A 16,611-nucleotide genomic window follows, 5' to 3' on the forward strand; every position below is an offset into this window, starting at 1 on the left:
ATTGCCTTTACACAGTACAGCTTAAATTCAAAACTGTGCTTCTTTTTCTTTATCATAAAAATGCCCCCAGAAAGTGTCTAACTTTTTGGGGGCACTGTAAAAAAAATCGGGCGGCTTTTTTATTTATTTCTTTGAGCTACAGATTAGCACCGGCGTTGCTTGCTACATCATTGGCTCTGTTAGCGGCATTGTTTGCCATATCACTAGCCCTGTTGGTAACATTATTTGCCAGGTCGCTTGCCTTGTTAGAAAGGTTACTTGCCATATCGCTCGCTTTGTTTGAAAGATCGCTCCATCTGTCAGTTACCTTGTTTCCAATATCTTTAGCAGATTCTGCCAGATTATTCACTAAAGATTTTCCTTGCTCAGTTCCGAATAAATACCATATTGCTCCACCGGCTGCAAGCCCTGCAAGAGCCAGGGGTACTAATTTTGAATTCTTGTTGTTCATAACGCTATTTTTTAATTGTCAATACGCTTCTGTAAATCCAACAAGAATAAGAAGTGATGGTTTTTATTATCTGAAGATTTAAACAGCTACTTACTGATTTTACCGGCTTTTTAGTAATCCTATTCCCCCTCCTATTGCAATAACATCTTCTGCCAATCCAAGTAAAGAATCCGGCAGACCGGAGCCTGCCTTCATTTTCTTTCTTAAATAAAAAGTTGCATAAGTTGCCACAATAGCTGTTGCACAACCAAGCAGTGCGCCGTTAGTAATTTTTCCTCCGGAAGATTTATAGATAACAGCCCCGGTTATAGCGCCTGATACAGCCCTCCCAGCTAAAACCCCACCCGAGATTCTATCAGGCATAGCAGGCAGTTTATCGCCAACCATTTCAGATACCGCTAATACTTTCAGCCCCTTATTTATTAAAGGCTTTTTTATAAAACGAAGTGGCGACCGGTTTAAGCGATATGAAATTTTATTGCTTAAATAATGACTGATCAAAGCTGGCGCAGACAGGCTGCGCATGCCTGCAATTAATCCAAACCCAATGGTTTGCCATACTCTTTCTGAGGATAATGATTTCATATGCTTATATAAGTAATATCAGGATAACAGCCAGTTCTTAGCCTCTTCCAACTGGCTTTTTGAAAAACCACGTGCCTCTCCCGGGATAAAACCGCTTATCCCGTTCGTCAATTTATTTAGTCCTTCCTGGTCGGATACGATGGCTATTTTATGCCATTTGTTAAAATGTTTAAATCCTACCAATATATCGTTTAATCCAGCTCCTGCGGTATAATTCTGTATGTCTGTATCTAACAGTAGTAAAAAATTTATTTTCCCTGTACTTTCTGCCACCGCATCTACGGCGGGAAAAACTATGTTCTTGTAATCTTCTGCTGTTACTTCACCACTTGCTCTAAAACCTACCAGTGTGGAAGGCAAATCAGCTAATAGTTCTACCATCGTGTTTTAGTTTTAATATAGTTCAAACATGAAACAGGACAAAAAGTTGGAAAGTGATTAATAAAAAAGCAAATAAATATCCCCTGAAATCAATTTTTATTTTTTAAAAAAGAAGAACCTTAATCCCTTATTTTCGTAGCCACAATTACTTATACAACATCCCGAAAAAGAATGATTAAACAATTTACTTTCGCCTTTTTTTTAAGTTCAGCCGTATTTATTTCCGCGTGCCAGTCTAATGCTGACACCCGGGAGAATTCTGCTTCAATTGCTAAAACCGACAGTACCACAGCAATTAAAACAGCCTCAGCAGAGAGCACACCAATAGAACCAATAGAAACTACCAAAAAAGTAGCGGATGCTGCAACCATACTTGCTCGTCCTCAGGTTCCTATTTTGTGTTACCATCAAATCCGTGATTGGAGACCGAAGGATTCTAAAGTCGCTAAAGATTATATTGTTCAGATAAATGATTTCAAAGCACAAATGAAAATGCTTGCGGACAGCGGTTATCATACTATTTTACCGGATCAGCTTTATAATTATCTGAATACAGGGGCAGCACTTCCTGAAAAGCCAATTATGTTGACGTTTGATGACACAGATCTGGACCAGTACACTATTGCCGCCCCCGAAATGAAGAAATACGGATTTAAAGGAGTATTCTTCATCATGACGGTTTCGATAGGAAGACCGAATTACATGACGAAAGAGCAAATCAAAGCTTTATCAGATAATGGCCATGTAATTGGCAGCCATACCTGGGATCATCATAACTTTAAAAAATACGAAGGCGAAGATTGGGTAACGCAAATTGAAAAACCGACCAAAAAATTAGAAGAAATAACCGGTAAACCTATAAAATACTTTGCATATCCTTTTGGTTTATGGAATACAAAAGGAATTCCTGAACTAAAAAAACGTGGCTTTATTGCTGCGTTTCAGCTGGCAGAAAAAAGAGATTCTATAGATCCTTTATTTTCTATCCGCCGCATCATAGCGAGTGGCTACTGGAGTCCAAAAACACTAAGAAACAGCATCGTTAACAGTTTCTAAAAAGAAAAGAAGTAAAATCAGGGGTCTAAACAGTATCAGTATTCCTGATTTTATTAAGTACCTTTTTGCCCCTGCTTTGCAAAGCCGCAGAACCATCTTTCATCAAAAATTCTATCTGAGCTGCAAGTTCCTCTCCTATCCAGAGATTTTTTTTATTAAAATAGAATAGAATGTCAAAGCAGTTTACAGCAACGGCTACCGGAGTTTCCGAATCAATAAGCCATTCAAAACTTGTTTCAATAAGCGATTCAGCATATTCATCCAGTATCACACTCTCATTCCTTTTAATTAGCAAAAGCAGGATTTTTGTATAGTGCCGCTGGCAGCTGTGATTTTTCTGTTCAGGATACACCTGCAGAAAGAGTCTGATGTTGGGAAGAAAGAGTGCATAATACTTTACCGCAACTTCTTCAAGTATCCAGGCTGCCCTGAAAGCGATTTCTGTCTTTTCATCAAAAGTAATTTCAATTAAACTAGGGGTGGAATCTTTCGATTTTCCGGCCAGCTCTGATAATATCTTTACTTTTTCTTTAGTGAGCGTTTTAGAAATCTCCTCTTCAAGTGCATCTTTTGTCATAGAATAAAAATAATTCAGCCAATAATAAGAAACAACTGTTTATCCTTTAAATAAAGCTGTTAAATCTGTACCTTTGCACCTCATTTCCAAGAGCATGATTACGGTATCAAATCTATCTTTACGCTACGGCAAACGCACTCTTTTTGAAGATGTTAACTTAAAGTTTACACCCGGTAACTGTTATGGCATTATCGGTGCAAACGGGGCAGGAAAATCTACTTTTATGAAAATACTTTCAGGAGAAGTAGACCCTACAACCGGTTCTGTCAGCTTCACTCCCGGAGAGCGTATGGCCGTTTTGAAACAGAATCACTATGAATTTGATGAATTTCCTGTTATAGAAACTGTTTTGATAGGGCATAGAGAATTGTACAATGTGATGAAGGAAAAAGATGCCTTGTACGCCAAAGAAGATTTTACCGAAAAAGATGGCGAGCGTGCCGGAGAGCTTGAAACCATTTTTGCCGAAATGGATGGATGGAATGCTGAAAATAACGCTGCAACCTTGTTAAGCAACCTGGGCATCACCGAAGATTTACACTACAAATTATTAAAAGAGCTTGACGGGAACCAGAAAGTACGAGTTTTATTAGCTCAGGCCTTATTTGGAAATCCGGATATTCTGCTGCTGGATGAGCCTACCAACGATCTCGACATTACTACAATAGCATGGCTGGAAGACTTTCTCGCCGGTTACGAAGCAATAGTCCTGGTAGTATCTCACGACCGCCACTTCCTTGACACCGTCTGTACGCATATTGTAGATATCGATTTTGGCAAAATGACCATCTTTACCGGGAACTATACGTTCTGGTATGAATCAAGCCAACTTGCTCTGCGTCAACGTTCTGATCAAAATAAAAAGCTGGAAGATAAGGTAAAAGAATTACAGGAATTTATTCGCCGCTTCAGTGCAAATGCTTCCAAATCAAAACAGGCTACCAGCCGGAAAAAGGCACTGGAAAAGATCAACCTGGATGAAATTAAACCATCCAATCGTAAATATCCGGCCATTATGTTCAATAACCAGGGCCGGGAAGCTGGAGATCAGATCCTGCAAATAGAAAAATTAAGAAAAGAATCTGGCGGAGAACTTCTGTTTTCTGATGTGGATATCCTGGTAAATAAAGGTGACAAGATTGCAATTTTATCTGAAAACAGCCTGGCAACAACAGCGTTCTATAATATACTTACTGAAAAGGACAAGGATTTTACCGGATCTTTTAAATGGGGTGTTACTATCAGCACTGCTTTTATTCCTAATGATAATACCGAATATTTTGAAGGTAAAGACCTGAACCTGATTGACTGGTTACGGGAATATTCTGAAGGAGATAAAGACGAGCAGTTTATCCGGAGTTTCCTGGGAAGAATGCTATTTTCGGGGGAAGAAGTTCTGAAAAAATGTTCTGTACTTTCCGGTGGTGAAAAAATGCGCTGTATGTTCTCAAGGATGATGCTGCAGCAGGCAAACGTGCTTTTGTTTGACGAACCAACCAATCACCTTGACCTCGAATCAATCACCGCTTTAAATAATGGGATGAACGATTTCAAAGGAACGATTCTTTTTACTTCCCGTGACCATGAACTTACGCAAACGGTAGCCAACAGAATTATAGAATTGACACCGGGAGGTGTTATTGATAAGCTGATGAGCTACGACGAATACATTAACAGTGAAGCTGTAAAAAAGCAACGTGAAGAACTGTATTCAATCGCGTAAAATCAATAATCGCTGGTATTACTTGTCAGCTGCTTATACTTTTCTGATGCTAAGGAAGCAAGAAAATGATTTTGGAATGTAATTCGCAACGTTCCATTTGCCGTTGATTCGAGTACAATAAAATCACCATTCTTCAAGGACTTCTGTGTACTCCAGTAATGGAAAAGCTTCCCGTTACCGGTTTGTACTGCTGTAAGTTCTCTTCCGTCACCTAAATAATACGGAGGTTCAAACCAGCAACGATCCTGTCCATAGCCATAATTTGAAACCAGTTTCAGCTTCAGCATATTGAAATCCCCGACAATATCTGTACTTGCAAATTCAGCGCTTCCCTCGTAAAACCTGTCGTCTGTAAATTTTAAACAAACGGATTTGCAGGTTTTTCCCATAAACTTCCAGTCGTAAAGGAGCAGCATTTCCTGTTGCTCGTTAAAAGAGAAATAAGCAAATTCCTTTTTAAGTATTTCTACCGCTTCCTCACGACACAGGCCGAAGTTTACACCCAAAAAAGAATTAATTGATATTGTTTGACAATCAGCATAAAAAGGGATTAATGCCATCAGCGTCAAAAACAGGTTTTTCATATAACGATGTACAATTTTTCATGGCAGATGCTGCGCCGTTAAGATGATACAATACAAAAAAGCAGGTAACTCTCCTTAAATTAAAATAGGTACACCGGCAGATGTTCAGTAAATAGTTCTCTTTATACAGGCAGATATATGAGAAACATTAATCAGAAGAAATTGTTTTTACTCCTTTTATGAAATATTAACTGAAAGGAATAGTAGTTTCGGTAAAGTATTGTAAAAGCTATGAAGAAAAGCTTTTTACCACATTAATAAGCTCATCAATATCGAAGGGCTTCTTTAAATACGCATCGGCTCCGCAACGCTTTGCTACCTGTTCCAGATTATTTATAGCAGAAAACAGAATGACGGGGACATTTTTGGTAGCCGGGTTTTGCTTAAGTTCTTTAATAAGTTCGCTGCCTTTTTTAACTGCCATCCATTCATCAAGCAGCAGAATACAAGATTGTGCTTTTTCAATATCGGCAATGAGATTTTTATGATGAGACACAACTACATGATAACCTTCACTTTGCAAAATTTGGTTCACTATATCCAAAATAGCAGCATCATCTTCAATAACTATAATAGTTTTCAATGACTATATTATTAGGAGAAAATATTTACTAATAAATAAAGTCTAAATATACAATTATGTAGCAAATTTTAAATTGGCAGGAAGACATTTTTCCACTACTTTTATCAAACGCTAATTTATTGTAACCTCCGGGATATTTTATCGTACCCTTTAACTCAACTTAATAAAGTGGAATATCGTTACAGATCTGCCTTACTTATTGATGATAGTTTAGCTGACAATCGCATAAACACGGAAATAATCAGAAGTTGCCGCTTAGCTAAAGAAATAATCGTTATGGAAAACCCGGTAACTGCGCTGCAGTATCTGAAACGATGCTTTAAATCACTGAAGAACATTCCGGATCTCCTGTTTATAGACATTAATATGCCTGAAATGAACGGATTTGACCTGATTGATGAGATTCTTAACTTTTCAGGGGTTTTACGTGGTGGATTCAAGATTATAATAGTATCCTCATCTATGGATCCGGAAGATATAAAATTGGCAAATGCGAGCGGTTTTGTTCAAATGTTTATTCAGAAACCCTTAACACCTGAAGTGCTTTTAAAAATAAAGAATAGCGTATAAGTGTTGCACTGACTAATAGAGTTCTAATTCTCATCCAATTTCTTACTAATTATTCAAAGGTAAATACCTTCTAAGAATTGATTTCGGCCGATTCAGATTAATCGTGTAATTTCCTTATTTTCTGATACTAGAATCCTCCTTTACTGATAAACTTTTAAGTTGAGACCTACGATCACCAAATACAAGTAGTAAAGCGATAAGCCCGATAACAAAAAAGCTCAGCACCAATGGAAAAACTCCGTTTACCATTAAAAGACTAATAACCGATCCAAGAGATGCACCTATAAAGAAGAAGGCAGTTCCATAAACAGCTGAAGCAACACCTGCCACATCTCCCAAAGGTTCCATTGCCAAAGCACTGCTATTGGGTTCAATTGCAAGATTGATCGCTGATATAAACGCAATAGCAATGAAGAATACCGGCATCTTCGGAGGATCACCGTACAAAGCTGTAAAAAGCAATAACAGTGCGCTCGTAACGGTATAAATTATGAGCAGCCATCTGATAGTTCGTAGTGCGCCGAAGCGGGAAGAAAAATAGGAATTTACAAAAGTGCTTAGCGCCATAAGCAAACCCGTACCTCCAAAAATCCATACAAATAGTTGCGGCCTGCCATAAATTTCACTGATTATCCGTTCAGAACTGGCCTATGTAAGAACTAAATGCTGCAAAGAGAACTGTAGTTATACCGGTATACCGAAGGAAGGTAAGATTGGTCATAATCTTAAAAATCGACTGCCGTATATTCATCCAATTGATTAGCACACGTTTTTCTCTCGGAAGAGATTCTTCCAGCCTCAGTGACCAAAAAAAAATCAGTACAGCAAACAAGGGCGGTGTAAGAAACACCATTCGCCAGGAAGAAATTGAAAGGATACCGGCGCCTAAAAAGGGTGCAACAACGGGCGTAAAAAGGAAAATGGTGAAAATAAGTGACATGATATGCGCCATTTGGTCTCCAACAAAGCGGTCGCGAACACTGGCAACTGTTGTTGAAAATACAGCCGACGCTCCCATACCGGCCACAAATCTGGCTGCATACATGATATTCAGACTTGGCGCAAAGGCTGCAGCTATACCACCTATGATATAAAGTGGAAAACCGGTCCATAAAATTCGAAGCCTGCCAAAACGGTCGGACAACAAGCCAAAGACGAGCTGGGCAATCTGGCCGATAAAGAAAAACCCGACGATATTTGCTGTGGCTGTAGATTCAGGCTTTAATCCAAAATAAAGCCGCAACTCTCCAAATACCGGAAGCATAATGTCAATTCCAAGAGCTGTTAGCATCATGGTGCAGGCTGATAAGGCAATAAACTCCTTTGATTTAATTTTCATGGGTAAGATAATAATATGTAAATCCTACTTGTGATAAACTTCAACCCAGCTTAACAAAAATCACCTTGTCTATTGACAATATTGGATTAAGCAAAAAAAATGGGACAAAAGCTGTCTTTAACTTTGTCCCATCAAGTGACCCCGCTGAGGCTCGAACTCAGGACCCACAGATTAAGAGTCTGTTGCTCTACCAACTGAGCTCCAACTAGAAGGCCGTTTTTAGGTATTATAAAGAAAAACGTGTCACTAAACGTGTCACTTTATGATTTATACTGAACCTAGAATTGTTGCGACAAATGATTTAAAAAAACGAAGTTATGTAATTTTTTATTTAAACGAAGAGCGAATAAGGGAATTCAATGGTAGAAATATTGGTCTAGATATCTACCCAAACAGAGCGAAAAGTTTAGAAGAGAGAGGTCAGCTTTTAAGAAAATTGGAATTTGAACTTCGTAAAGCTTTAGAAGCAAACTTATACCCTACCACCAAAAAAACATTTACCCTTAAAAAAGAGAAAGTGATTGCACTCACTGACAAGGTAATTCTTACAAGCAGTCAAATATTAGAAAAGGCACTTCGCAAGAAAATTGAAAGCAATCTTAGTAAATCATATAAGCGAAATCTAAAGAGCGTCCATAAAAGCTTTATTAAGTTCTTAACCGAGGATGAATTAAATGAAAGTATTCGGTGCATTTCCACATCAAGAATAGAAGAATTTTTATCCCAATTTAATACATCAGGTACCTATTATATGACTCAAAGAAGGCATTTAGGAGTACTTTTTTCAGCAGCAGGAAAAGAAATTGGAGAAAAATTAATAATTGTACATGAATCAGAAACACGGAGAAGTAAGGCTAGACTACATAAAATATATGAAAAGGATCAAATCAAACCAATCTTACAGTTTCTTAAAGAAAATCATTATAATCTTTATCTCTGTTGTTTACTCACCTATGGATGCTTCTTAAGACCTCATGAAGAGGTAAGAAAGCTTTTTGGCTTTCATTTCAAAAAGGACTTTACAGAAATACATCTTTCTGGTGATGAAAATAAGGGTGGAAAGGTGCGGGTAGTATTCATACCAGACTACGTTAGAAAGGTGTTGCTTGAGAGATTTAAAAATATAAGTCCGAATGTAAATCTTTTTACCCTGACAACTCAAGTTTTTAATGAGTACTACTTTAGTACAGCATGGAAACGAATGTGGCACAAAATGTTAAAAAAAGGTTTAGTTCAAGTTAATCAGACCCCCTATTCATTTCGTCATACTGCAGCAGTTAATGTTTATAAAAAGACTAAGGATATTCACTTACTTCGAGAGCTTTTAGGGCATAGTGATATGATAGTAACAATGAAGTATCTGCGAGGACTTGGAGAAGTTAATCAAGAATATCTGAAAGACTCACTTCCAGAATTGTAACTTCGCTCAGCAGCGGAGTAACTATTTACTTCGCTGTTGCTATTTTAGCTGTTTAATAATATTAAGTATCAGTATGCAAGAGAATCAACACTATGCCTTCCAAATTCAATTAAGTAAAGAGTTCTTAATTTGGACTCACTCCCACAGACTCATAGATAACGTGAGTCTAGATGGAGATAGCTGGGAAGATTTAGAACCCTTTAATTTCGCTGGTAGGTTTGGAACGCAATTTACTTCTGTTGATCAAATCCAGAATTTCCATAAAGCCTTTAACAATCTGTTAGCTAGAAAATCTATTGATTATAAACATAAGCCCTCTCTGCTATACTTCATTTTATTTTTTGATCAGGATACGGAACAGCAAAGTATAGAACGTAATAATAGTAATAGAATGAAGGATTATGCCAACTTCCTATCTGATCTATACATTCAGGGTATTAACGACATTAAGAGAATGTCAAAGAAGAATGACTATACAGCAGTTCATGATCCATATACGAAAGAGTTATTCTTTGCAAAGAACCATCTAGTTGATTCAATGGAGATGGAGGACCTTATAGTTTATGTACCTGATAAAAAGCATTCAGATGATATAGTAAAGTATTTAAGAATTACTATAGGAAAACATGAGGCTTATGTTCCAAAAGAAATGCGACTATCCTTACTTAGTAGTACAGTAATAAAAAATACTTTGGGAGAAACTATACAGACATTAGACTTTCCTTTTTCCATACATTATCAGCTTTTAAAATATACTGTTAATACTATGATGAAAGAGCTTAAAAAAGGAGATGAGGAATTCTATAACCTATTTCAAGATGAAGAGATCAGTGTAGAAGAAGAACTTAGGAAGAGGTATAAGCCCTATAAAAAGCATAAGATCAGTAATGTTAGGCCACTAAGTAAATTGGGTATTGTAATTACTGATTATATAAGCGAGAATAGGGTTCTGAAAACGAAGACTGATATAGCTGACTTCCTCTGGGAATACTTTGCATTATTCAAAGCCTATGAGCTACCTAAAGTATCAGTATTACCTACTTCTTACAGTGAGTTACGAAACTTTTATATTCAAAACGGAATAACAAAAGAGTCTGTAAGGCTGATTATGAAAAACGCTCATATAATCTTTCCATTGGAAAACCACTAGCAGTTGGGGATTTTTAGTTTTCAAAAGATATTAGAAATTTACACAATTTAAAATTATTCTACTTCATTATAAGATAGTTATCTTCCTTCTCTCATTTATTTTTATCGTTACTGCTTATCAAATAATCCCCAATCCTCCTTTGCACCATTCCAACGCAACTGAGTAAAGTAGCTACAGCATAAAAAACTTTATTAGTTGTATGGTTTGGGTTAATGTGCCACCCAGAAACGGCATTAAATCATTAATATTAAAAGAATGGAAAATCCATTTCAAAAGAACAAAAAGGAGGATTTCAACAAATCTCCAAAACAAAATTTAAGAGTTATAAACGCCCAAAATTTCTTTGGCAAGGATGGGTACGATGAAAAACACAGCTTTCTAACTTGGGGAGAAAACTCAAGAGATCCAGATGTGGCACAGGTAGCTAAGTTCTGCTTATTAGCAAAAGCAGGGTGTAAAATAATAAATACGTCCACAGAACGAATAGATGAGGGCTCAATACCTTATAAATATATTATCTTCCTTCGATCATCACAATCCAATGATGGAACAAAGTTAGTCCTTAATGGTCCATGGAGAAAAGTTTTGGAAGATTATCAAGATGGATTAATCAAAATCGATTTCACACTTGATGAATTAGTTGAAGAAGCAAGAAAACCTTAACTAACTCTAATTTGTGGTGCCAGGGTAACTCCTGGCATCTTTCTTTTTATACACTACATTATAATCTTCATTTTATGCAAAAGAGACTTACAGAAGTAGTGATAGATATTGCAATAAATCAGTATTTATCAGATATAGAACCATTTAAAACTATTGGAATTCCATCTAATACTATTGTCAATAAAACCTTACCTGGGTTAGGAGCAACTACATGGGAGATCCTTTATAAACGTGATAGCATATGTGTTCTTCCTAACGTACCAGCGATAAAAGGCAAATTAAAGAAGCACCCTAACATTCTTGGAGTATATAAAGGAGTAGATAAGTCCGAAGTGGATGCTTACCTTAAATCCCCGGTTACTCCTAAGAAAATACTTTGTACTCCAGAAGGATATATTGATAAGGTAAAACCAGTACTAGAAGCAAACCACCATTACAAATTATATAATGACTTCTTCTTACTGCTAGACGAATGTGATAAGTTGGTAACTGATGTGGATTACAGAGGTAAAATTACTGCTCCAATTAAAGATTTCTTTCTATTCGATAAAAAGGCTATGATCTCTGCTACCGTGTTGATTCCATCACATAAGCAGCTTTATACTCAAGGATTTTCAGTTTTAACAGTCAAGCCCACATTTGACTACAGGAAACCTATTGCCATCATTAATACAAACAATATCATAGCCACGGTGGCCGAAGTATTGAGTAAACCCAGAACTAACCCACTTTTTATCTTTCTAAACTCTACAGATACTATTCATGCTATTATTAAATTGCTTAATATAGAAGTAGAGAGTAAAGTATTTTGTGCAGAAGACAGCGTAAAGAAGTTAAGCCTTTTAGGGTTTGAAGAAGCATATTCTGATTTAGATCTGTTCGATAAATTCAATTTCTTCACAGGACGTTTCTTTTCTTCTTTAGATATTGATCTGGACTACAAACCCGATGTAGTAATGATAACAGATGTTTACCTGGCTAAACATTCCATTTTAGACCCAATAACGGAATCAGTACAAATCTGCGGAAGGTTTAGAAATGGCATTGGCGAAGTTACACATATTACAAATTTCAATAGTAATCTGTCAAGTAAGAGTGAAAACGGAGCCAGAGAATATTTAAACGGTGGCTATTCTGCTTATTCAGATATTTCAGTTAAGATTAAAACATCTCAAAACGAAGGTGAAGTTGCCACTTATAAGCAAGCGATAGCGAATGTTGAAATGCTTAAATACATTGACGACCAGGAGGAGTTAGACCCATTCATGGTAGATAATTTCGTGAGTGAAGAGCGAGTGAAGGGATATTACCAAGCTAGTATTAATTTAGTAAATGCTTATGATGCTTCTTCACATTTTGATATTTACCTCACTCAACATCGATCAACTGTCAGTGATGAAGATAATATGCGGTTAATGAATGCAAAAAACAAAACTTTACTTATAGAAGCGGTGTCAACTCTCTTGCAAAAGTATAATACTCCAGTTCCTGAAGGAACCTTTTTATTTTATGACCCTCAAACTGAAATTAATAAGTTGAAGGAGAAATATAAGGAAATTTATGAAGCTTATGAATTATTGGGGTATAAAGGCTTGGTAGAACTTGAATTTAACAAAACAGCTGTTAAAGCTGCAGTAAAGAAAGCCTTAAAGGAAAAGATGATACATAATCCAGCGATGGTATCAGAAATTCATTTAAAATTTGAGAGCGGTGAAGTTTATCAAGAATCACAAGTCTCCAACGTACTGGCAGAGATTTACACGCAGTATAAGGTTAATTTCAAGGTTGCGGCTTCACATATCCTAAGATATTTTAATGGTCACCGGACATCTGAAAATAATGTTAAAGCTTATATGTTGAAAAGTCCAATCAATTCTACGCAGATAGATTGATAGATAATCCAAGAATATCGAAAAATAGACTTTTAAAGGGGTCGTTAAATTCCTTGGATTAAAACTTTATTAAAGAGATATCTATTCAGATGTCTCTTTTTTATTTTAAAAGCTACCCTATTACCTCTACACATTGCTGTGCAAATCCTTATACATTCTTTAAAAGCTAAAGCAGTTGGCATATAACTTGTAAAAGAAGGGTAAAAACAATCCCTTCTAAGAAGGTCTATCATATACTTGGTTACGTGTTGAGCAAATCCCTTACTGATTAGTAAGGGATTTTTGATTTTAACCGAAACAGAGAGGTTCTAACTAAGATTATCTCTTACCCACTTACCAAAATCCTTATAATAAACTGTATCACTTTCAACTTTTAACCAAGCTTGTTTAAAGGCAGGTTTCTTTAGAGCAAACGCTATTCCTTCTTCCCAATCCTTCCATGTTTCCTGTCCGATTAACCCCTTTTTTGCAAGATCATATTCCTCGCTACATAAATCAAAATATGCTCTCATATACCTCATAGTTTTATTATAGATAATTCTATCCAATTTCTTGAAGTCAAAGTCGCATTCATTGATATTTTCAGGAAAGTTCAATATGATTTCTTGATATCTCTTAGTATAATCTGTATAAAATGTTAACTCCATTTGTTTTCTTAACATTGAAACTTCCCTTGCATTATTGTAAATCGTCCATATTAGAGCTATGATTGTTACAAGAAGTATAAGTATATCTCCAGTATTCATATTACCTCTTTTATGGTTTACAAACTTTACAAGGCTCATATCCGTCTTTAATTGCTTCTTTCTTAGATATGCTAATCTTGCTTTTGCTTAAGTAACGACAGCCATCTCTGTGGTACTTTGAGCCAGTTTTTGTGACGTAAACAGTAACATCTTTCTTAACAGATAATTCAGATTTAACAGGGTTATTCAAAGCGATTGATGGAGAAACGAGAAGGCTTAAACCTGTAATTAATAGTAATACGAGCTTTTTCATAATTATTTATTTAAGTTATTAACTTAAAGTTACAAAAAAATCGCTAAATACTCCTATTAAGCTTCTTTACTGTTGTAATAGCCAAGTACACTTAAAATGTTCAGCTTCTAAAAAATCAGCTCAAAACAAATAGGATGCTAAGTGGTCTGCTTCTAACCTTATTTTTTAAAAGCTAACGTAATCAGGATAGAATTACTATTATTCAGGTTTTGTCATTTATACATATCTGATATGGATATGTTATTAAGATATACGTCTATTAGTTTTCGAGACTTAAAAGGTTTAAACCCCACTATCTTATTTTCTTCAGCATCATACTTTACTTCTACAAAGAACTCGTCTATACAGTACAATTGGTATTTAAAAGCAGTATCTTCTCTGTTACCTATAAAAGTTCCATTCCAAACAGCATTTGCTTTGTCTGCGGTATTGAGAGAAATGAATTCGTATAACGTCATTTAAACAAGCCAAATATGAACGTACTTATTAAAGTTACTGTAACACATGCGAGGTAACAAAAAAATGTATTTACTAATAAGAACAGCATGTATATATAACTTTTCTTGAAGAGATTAGATGGAATGTATTCGTCTCTATAAAAGGTACTTCTCCTGGCTTTTAAGTGGAGAACTATAAATAGAATTAATGAGCAAATACATCCTATTGCAAAGGAAACAAATAACGAAAGGCTTAATCCACCGGTTAAAAGAATCATTGTTCGCCTTTATTTCTCCTTTTTCTATAAACGTAAATTATTACAGCAACCAATACACCCCATATGAGTAAGTAGGTTATATTCATTATAGTTATTTGCTATTTCTTCTAAATTCCCAGGGAGCTATTGCATTGCTCATACTCCAAATACCAATCTTCTTATTTCTTGCTACAAGCTCTAAATCTGCTAACTCTTTAGATTTATCAAAGTACTTATAGTGCCAGGCTAACCCTGCTTTTAACAGCTCCTTATTTAAAATCTTACCATCAGGGAGTATTACAATGCCAATAGATCTACCATAACGATCTACATCAGTAACCTCTACTTTAACAGTTTTACTAAAGCAAAGATCAGAGGTAAATTGCTTAGCCTTTGTTCCAAAATCTTGCTTCTTTTCAGGACAATCAATACCATGAAGTCTAACCCGGACTTGAGTGTTATCTTGAATAAGAATGGTTATAGTATCTCCATCAGCAACTTTAACAACCTTACCAGTAAGGGTGTCCTCTGCAATAGAGATAGTAGTAATGAAAAGGAAAAGTAAAACAAGAGCGTATTTCATTCATCTAATATAAAAGAAACTTATCAGAAGAAAATGAATTTCTAATTTAGAGCCATGAGAATTTATAAGATAGACTTTGAGAATAGGATTTATACAATGGCAATTGAAAGTTCTGATAAAGTTAATGATAAAATAGAGGTTAAGTTAGTAATGTATAATACAACTTACTTACTCTACAAGGATATAAGTTCAAATACATGGCACAATCACAATAGTAATTTTCAATTGAGTAAGGGTTTATTGCATGTTGTGGGAGCCAAGCTGGATGAAGTATTAGCACATTAATAATGGAAGAAACATTTACTTTAAAAGCTAACTATAAAGGAGAAGAAAGAGGGTTTGAAGCTAAATTAGTAAGCTATGGCTACTCTTATAGATTTCATGTGGATATAGACGGTGTTGGAGTATTCTTTGAACCAGATGAAGAAAGACGGTACAGGGCTATTTTAGACAACGAAGCTATAGAAAAGAATTTAAAATCTAATGTTGAATTGGTTCAACTCGTAGGAAAGAAGATTGAAGAGCTATTTCGAAATAGTAAGTAGATCAACCATTAAATAGCTTATTTCTCTGTATAGTTTTTCCCTGTCTTAACCGCACAGCATGATATACAGATGGAACGTCGTTCGTCCAACTTCGTAGTAACAGGAGAATAGTAAGGATTTCAAGTCTTGTTATAATACCTATGTAAAAGCAGATTTGAAATAATATATGGGAATCTCCCATATATATAAGTTGTAACAAGGTAGCAAATAGAGTTAACGTCCAAATCTTTGAAGCTATAGCATGTGTTGCTACTTCCTTCCTGAATTTTGCAAAGCTCACAAGATATGTTAAAGCCTCTATTCCAATAAGTGCAATGAGTTGGATATAATTCTTATTAAAGAAGTCAGGAGAATGAATAAAAGTAGAAATAACTACTAAGCACCAAAATATTTGATCCACTGTTGAATCAAGCCGTCTAAGCTTCTTACTCGAAACGTTTAGGTGTCTGGCAATAATGCCATCAAAGATATCTGACACCAGACCTATAGAGACAAGGATTACTACAATAATCTCATAATAATTTATTCCTTCAAGACTAAAGATTATAAGAATAACTCCTATAAGAAGTCGTAAGTAAATTAAGGCTAATGGAATACTCTTCATTGTATAGGACTAAGATAGTTATAAAGTGGAAAGGTCCAAATACGTTACTAAGCTAAGTATGTATCCTTAACCCTCTTACTGAAAAGTTATAAACATGAAATGATTTACTAATATTTTTAGCATTATATTTGCTGTTTAGATTGTAATATGAACAAGTTAAGTGTTTCAGAAAGGCTTATGATATATACCAGGTATATAGGCCAAAGGATTCT

Annotated in this window: 21 protein-coding genes and 1 tRNA gene; 8 read left to right on the plus strand and 14 right to left on the minus strand. The window is 35.6% G+C overall.

Translation table 11 applies throughout. From position 1 onward, the window contains the following. Nucleotides 1–136: 136 nt before the first annotated feature. From ACLCDL_RS17475 to ACLCDL_RS17485, 3 genes are all read right to left on the minus strand, one after another. The gene (locus ACLCDL_RS17475) at nt 137–451 is read right to left on the minus strand and encodes a YtxH domain-containing protein (protein ID WP_423149706.1); all 315 of its coding nucleotides are present in this window, start codon (nt 449–451) and stop codon (nt 137–139) included. Nucleotides 452–550: 99 nt separating this feature from the next. Further along, nucleotides 551–1,036 carry a DUF4126 family protein gene (locus ACLCDL_RS17480; protein WP_423149707.1) on the minus strand — a complete coding sequence of 162 codons (486 nt, stop codon included), beginning with the start codon at nt 1,034–1,036 and terminating at the stop codon, nt 551–553. Between the two features lie 18 nt (nt 1,037–1,054). Next, nucleotides 1,055–1,417, minus strand: coding sequence for a SpoIIAA family protein (locus ACLCDL_RS17485; RefSeq protein ID WP_423149708.1), 363 nt, complete (start codon nt 1,415–1,417; stop codon nt 1,055–1,057). A gap of 171 nt (nt 1,418–1,588) precedes the next feature. On the opposite strand from ACLCDL_RS17485, the gene ACLCDL_RS17490 reads away from it, so the two are divergent. Beyond that, entirely contained in the window at nt 1,589–2,473 is an 885-nt protein-coding gene (locus ACLCDL_RS17490; RefSeq protein WP_423149709.1) for a polysaccharide deacetylase family protein, read from the plus strand. A 25-nt stretch (nt 2,474–2,498) separates the two neighbouring features. On the opposite strand, the gene ACLCDL_RS17495 is transcribed toward ACLCDL_RS17490, so the two are convergent. Further along, the gene (locus tag ACLCDL_RS17495) at nt 2,499–3,050 is read right to left on the minus strand and encodes a hypothetical protein (protein ID WP_423149710.1); all 552 of its coding nucleotides are present in this window, start codon (nt 3,048–3,050) and stop codon (nt 2,499–2,501) included. 94 nt (nt 3,051–3,144) lie between these two features. Between ACLCDL_RS17495 and ACLCDL_RS17500 the strand changes: the two genes are divergently transcribed. Next, nucleotides 3,145–4,773 carry an ABC-F family ATP-binding cassette domain-containing protein gene (locus tag ACLCDL_RS17500; RefSeq protein ID WP_423149711.1) on the plus strand — a complete coding sequence of 543 codons (1,629 nt, stop codon included), beginning with the start codon at nt 3,145–3,147 and terminating at the stop codon, nt 4,771–4,773. A 2-nt stretch (nt 4,774–4,775) separates the two neighbouring features. Here ACLCDL_RS17500 and ACLCDL_RS17505 read toward each other — a convergent pair whose 3' ends face one another. Further along, nucleotides 4,776–5,357, minus strand: a complete 582-nt coding sequence (locus ACLCDL_RS17505; RefSeq protein ID WP_423149712.1) for a hypothetical protein — start codon at nt 5,355–5,357, stop codon at nt 4,776–4,778. Between the two features lie 229 nt (nt 5,358–5,586). Further along, on the minus strand, nt 5,587–5,940 hold the full coding sequence (locus ACLCDL_RS17510; protein WP_423149713.1) for a response regulator: 354 nt from the start codon (nt 5,938–5,940) through the stop codon (nt 5,587–5,589). A 168-nt stretch (nt 5,941–6,108) separates the two neighbouring features. Between ACLCDL_RS17510 and ACLCDL_RS17515 the strand changes: the two genes are divergently transcribed. Beyond that, complete coding sequence (locus ACLCDL_RS17515; RefSeq protein ID WP_423149714.1) at nt 6,109–6,510, plus strand: response regulator; 402 nt, start codon at nt 6,109–6,111, stop codon at nt 6,508–6,510. A gap of 114 nt (nt 6,511–6,624) precedes the next feature. Here ACLCDL_RS17515 and ACLCDL_RS17520 read toward each other — a convergent pair whose 3' ends face one another. The 3 genes from ACLCDL_RS17520 to ACLCDL_RS17530 form a co-directional block, all read right to left on the minus strand. Further along, nucleotides 6,625–7,083, minus strand: a complete 459-nt coding sequence (locus tag ACLCDL_RS17520; RefSeq protein ID WP_423149715.1) for an MFS transporter — start codon at nt 7,081–7,083, stop codon at nt 6,625–6,627. A gap of 64 nt (nt 7,084–7,147) precedes the next feature. Next, nucleotides 7,148–7,849, minus strand: a complete 702-nt coding sequence (locus tag ACLCDL_RS17525; protein WP_423149716.1) for an MFS transporter — start codon at nt 7,847–7,849, stop codon at nt 7,148–7,150. Between the two features lie 136 nt (nt 7,850–7,985). Next, nucleotides 7,986–8,052, minus strand: a tRNA-Lys gene (locus ACLCDL_RS17530). A gap of 59 nt (nt 8,053–8,111) precedes the next feature. Here ACLCDL_RS17530 and ACLCDL_RS17535 point away from each other — a divergent pair. The 4 genes from ACLCDL_RS17535 to ACLCDL_RS17550 all read left to right on the plus strand — a co-directional run bounded on the left by ACLCDL_RS17535 (nt 8,112) and on the right by ACLCDL_RS17550 (nt 12,974). After that, the gene (locus tag ACLCDL_RS17535; protein ID WP_423149717.1) at nt 8,112–9,269 is read left to right on the plus strand and encodes a tyrosine-type recombinase/integrase; all 1,158 of its coding nucleotides are present in this window, start codon (nt 8,112–8,114) and stop codon (nt 9,267–9,269) included. Nucleotides 9,270–9,342: 73 nt separating this feature from the next. Beyond that, nucleotides 9,343–10,419 (plus strand): hypothetical protein, encoded by a 1,077-nt coding sequence (locus ACLCDL_RS17540; RefSeq protein WP_423149718.1) that lies wholly within the window; start codon nt 9,343–9,345, stop codon nt 10,417–10,419. A 255-nt stretch (nt 10,420–10,674) separates the two neighbouring features. Then, a complete protein-coding gene (locus ACLCDL_RS17545; RefSeq protein WP_423149719.1) occupies nt 10,675–11,082 on the plus strand; it encodes a hypothetical protein in 408 nt (135 codons plus the stop codon). A 74-nt stretch (nt 11,083–11,156) separates the two neighbouring features. Then, nucleotides 11,157–12,974 (plus strand): hypothetical protein, encoded by a 1,818-nt coding sequence (locus tag ACLCDL_RS17550; protein WP_423149720.1) that lies wholly within the window; start codon nt 11,157–11,159, stop codon nt 12,972–12,974. A 308-nt stretch (nt 12,975–13,282) separates the two neighbouring features. On the opposite strand, the gene ACLCDL_RS17555 is transcribed toward ACLCDL_RS17550, so the two are convergent. The 4 genes from ACLCDL_RS17555 to ACLCDL_RS17570 all read right to left on the minus strand — a co-directional run bounded on the left by ACLCDL_RS17555 (nt 13,283) and on the right by ACLCDL_RS17570 (nt 15,250). Further along, nucleotides 13,283–13,720 carry a hypothetical protein gene (locus tag ACLCDL_RS17555; protein WP_423149721.1) on the minus strand — a complete coding sequence of 146 codons (438 nt, stop codon included), beginning with the start codon at nt 13,718–13,720 and terminating at the stop codon, nt 13,283–13,285. A gap of 10 nt (nt 13,721–13,730) precedes the next feature. Beyond that, a complete protein-coding gene (locus ACLCDL_RS17560; RefSeq protein ID WP_423149722.1) occupies nt 13,731–13,973 on the minus strand; it encodes a hypothetical protein in 243 nt (80 codons plus the stop codon). Between the two features lie 212 nt (nt 13,974–14,185). Then, nucleotides 14,186–14,431: a hypothetical protein gene (locus ACLCDL_RS17565; RefSeq protein WP_423149723.1), complete on the minus strand. Its 246-nt coding sequence runs from the start codon at nt 14,429–14,431 to the stop codon at nt 14,186–14,188. Between the two features lie 348 nt (nt 14,432–14,779). After that, complete coding sequence (locus ACLCDL_RS17570; protein ID WP_423149724.1) at nt 14,780–15,250, minus strand: thermonuclease family protein; 471 nt, start codon at nt 15,248–15,250, stop codon at nt 14,780–14,782. 287 nt (nt 15,251–15,537) lie between these two features. Between ACLCDL_RS17570 and ACLCDL_RS17575 the strand changes: the two genes are divergently transcribed. Continuing rightward, on the plus strand, nt 15,538–15,795 hold the full coding sequence (locus ACLCDL_RS17575; protein ID WP_423149725.1) for a hypothetical protein: 258 nt from the start codon (nt 15,538–15,540) through the stop codon (nt 15,793–15,795). Nucleotide 15,796: 1 nt separating this feature from the next. On the opposite strand, the gene ACLCDL_RS17580 is transcribed toward ACLCDL_RS17575, so the two are convergent. Further along, nucleotides 15,797–16,399 carry a CDP-alcohol phosphatidyltransferase family protein gene (locus tag ACLCDL_RS17580; RefSeq protein WP_423149726.1) on the minus strand — a complete coding sequence of 201 codons (603 nt, stop codon included), beginning with the start codon at nt 16,397–16,399 and terminating at the stop codon, nt 15,797–15,799. Nucleotides 16,400–16,611: the final 212 nt, after the last annotated feature.

Origin of the sequence: Rubrilithobacter danxiaensis, assembly GCF_047272945.1 — a bacterium.
GTDB classification, from domain to species: domain Bacteria; phylum Bacteroidota; class Bacteroidia; order Sphingobacteriales; family Sphingobacteriaceae; genus Rubrolithibacter; species Rubrolithibacter danxiaensis.

Excerpts from the sequence above, each read along its gene's own strand:
- ACLCDL_RS17540 (WP_423149718.1), top strand. The coding sequence starts at position 9,343 with ATGCAAGAGAATCAACACTATGCCTTCCAAATTCAATTAAGTAAAGAG.
- ACLCDL_RS17550 (WP_423149720.1), top strand. The coding sequence starts at position 11,157 with ATGCAAAAGAGACTTACAGAAGTAGTGATAGATATTGCAATAAATCAG.
- ACLCDL_RS17480 (WP_423149707.1), bottom strand. The coding sequence starts at position 1,036 with ATGAAATCATTATCCTCAGAAAGAGTATGGCAAACCATTGGGTTTGGA.
- ACLCDL_RS17495 (WP_423149710.1), bottom strand. The coding sequence starts at position 3,050 with ATGACAAAAGATGCACTTGAAGAGGAGATTTCTAAAACGCTCACTAAA.
- ACLCDL_RS17475 (WP_423149706.1), bottom strand. The coding sequence starts at position 451 with ATGAACAACAAGAATTCAAAATTAGTACCCCTGGCTCTTGCAGGGCTT.
- ACLCDL_RS17560 (WP_423149722.1), bottom strand. The coding sequence starts at position 13,973 with ATGAAAAAGCTCGTATTACTATTAATTACAGGTTTAAGCCTTCTCGTT.
- ACLCDL_RS17555 (WP_423149721.1), bottom strand. The coding sequence starts at position 13,720 with ATGAATACTGGAGATATACTTATACTTCTTGTAACAATCATAGCTCTA.
- ACLCDL_RS17500 (WP_423149711.1), top strand. The coding sequence starts at position 3,145 with ATGATTACGGTATCAAATCTATCTTTACGCTACGGCAAACGCACTCTT.
- ACLCDL_RS17505 (WP_423149712.1), bottom strand. The coding sequence starts at position 5,357 with ATGAAAAACCTGTTTTTGACGCTGATGGCATTAATCCCTTTTTATGCT.
- ACLCDL_RS17535 (WP_423149717.1), top strand. The coding sequence starts at position 8,112 with ATGATTTATACTGAACCTAGAATTGTTGCGACAAATGATTTAAAAAAA.
- ACLCDL_RS17545 (WP_423149719.1), top strand. The coding sequence starts at position 10,675 with ATGGAAAATCCATTTCAAAAGAACAAAAAGGAGGATTTCAACAAATCT.
- ACLCDL_RS17570 (WP_423149724.1), bottom strand. The coding sequence starts at position 15,250 with ATGAAATACGCTCTTGTTTTACTTTTCCTTTTCATTACTACTATCTCT.
- ACLCDL_RS17575 (WP_423149725.1), top strand. The coding sequence starts at position 15,538 with ATGGAAGAAACATTTACTTTAAAAGCTAACTATAAAGGAGAAGAAAGA.
- ACLCDL_RS17490 (WP_423149709.1), top strand. The coding sequence starts at position 1,589 with ATGATTAAACAATTTACTTTCGCCTTTTTTTTAAGTTCAGCCGTATTT.
- ACLCDL_RS17580 (WP_423149726.1), bottom strand. The coding sequence starts at position 16,399 with ATGAAGAGTATTCCATTAGCCTTAATTTACTTACGACTTCTTATAGGA.
- ACLCDL_RS17485 (WP_423149708.1), bottom strand. The coding sequence starts at position 1,417 with ATGGTAGAACTATTAGCTGATTTGCCTTCCACACTGGTAGGTTTTAGA.
- ACLCDL_RS17565 (WP_423149723.1), bottom strand. The coding sequence starts at position 14,431 with ATGACGTTATACGAATTCATTTCTCTCAATACCGCAGACAAAGCAAAT.
- ACLCDL_RS17525 (WP_423149716.1), bottom strand. The coding sequence starts at position 7,849 with ATGAAAATTAAATCAAAGGAGTTTATTGCCTTATCAGCCTGCACCATG.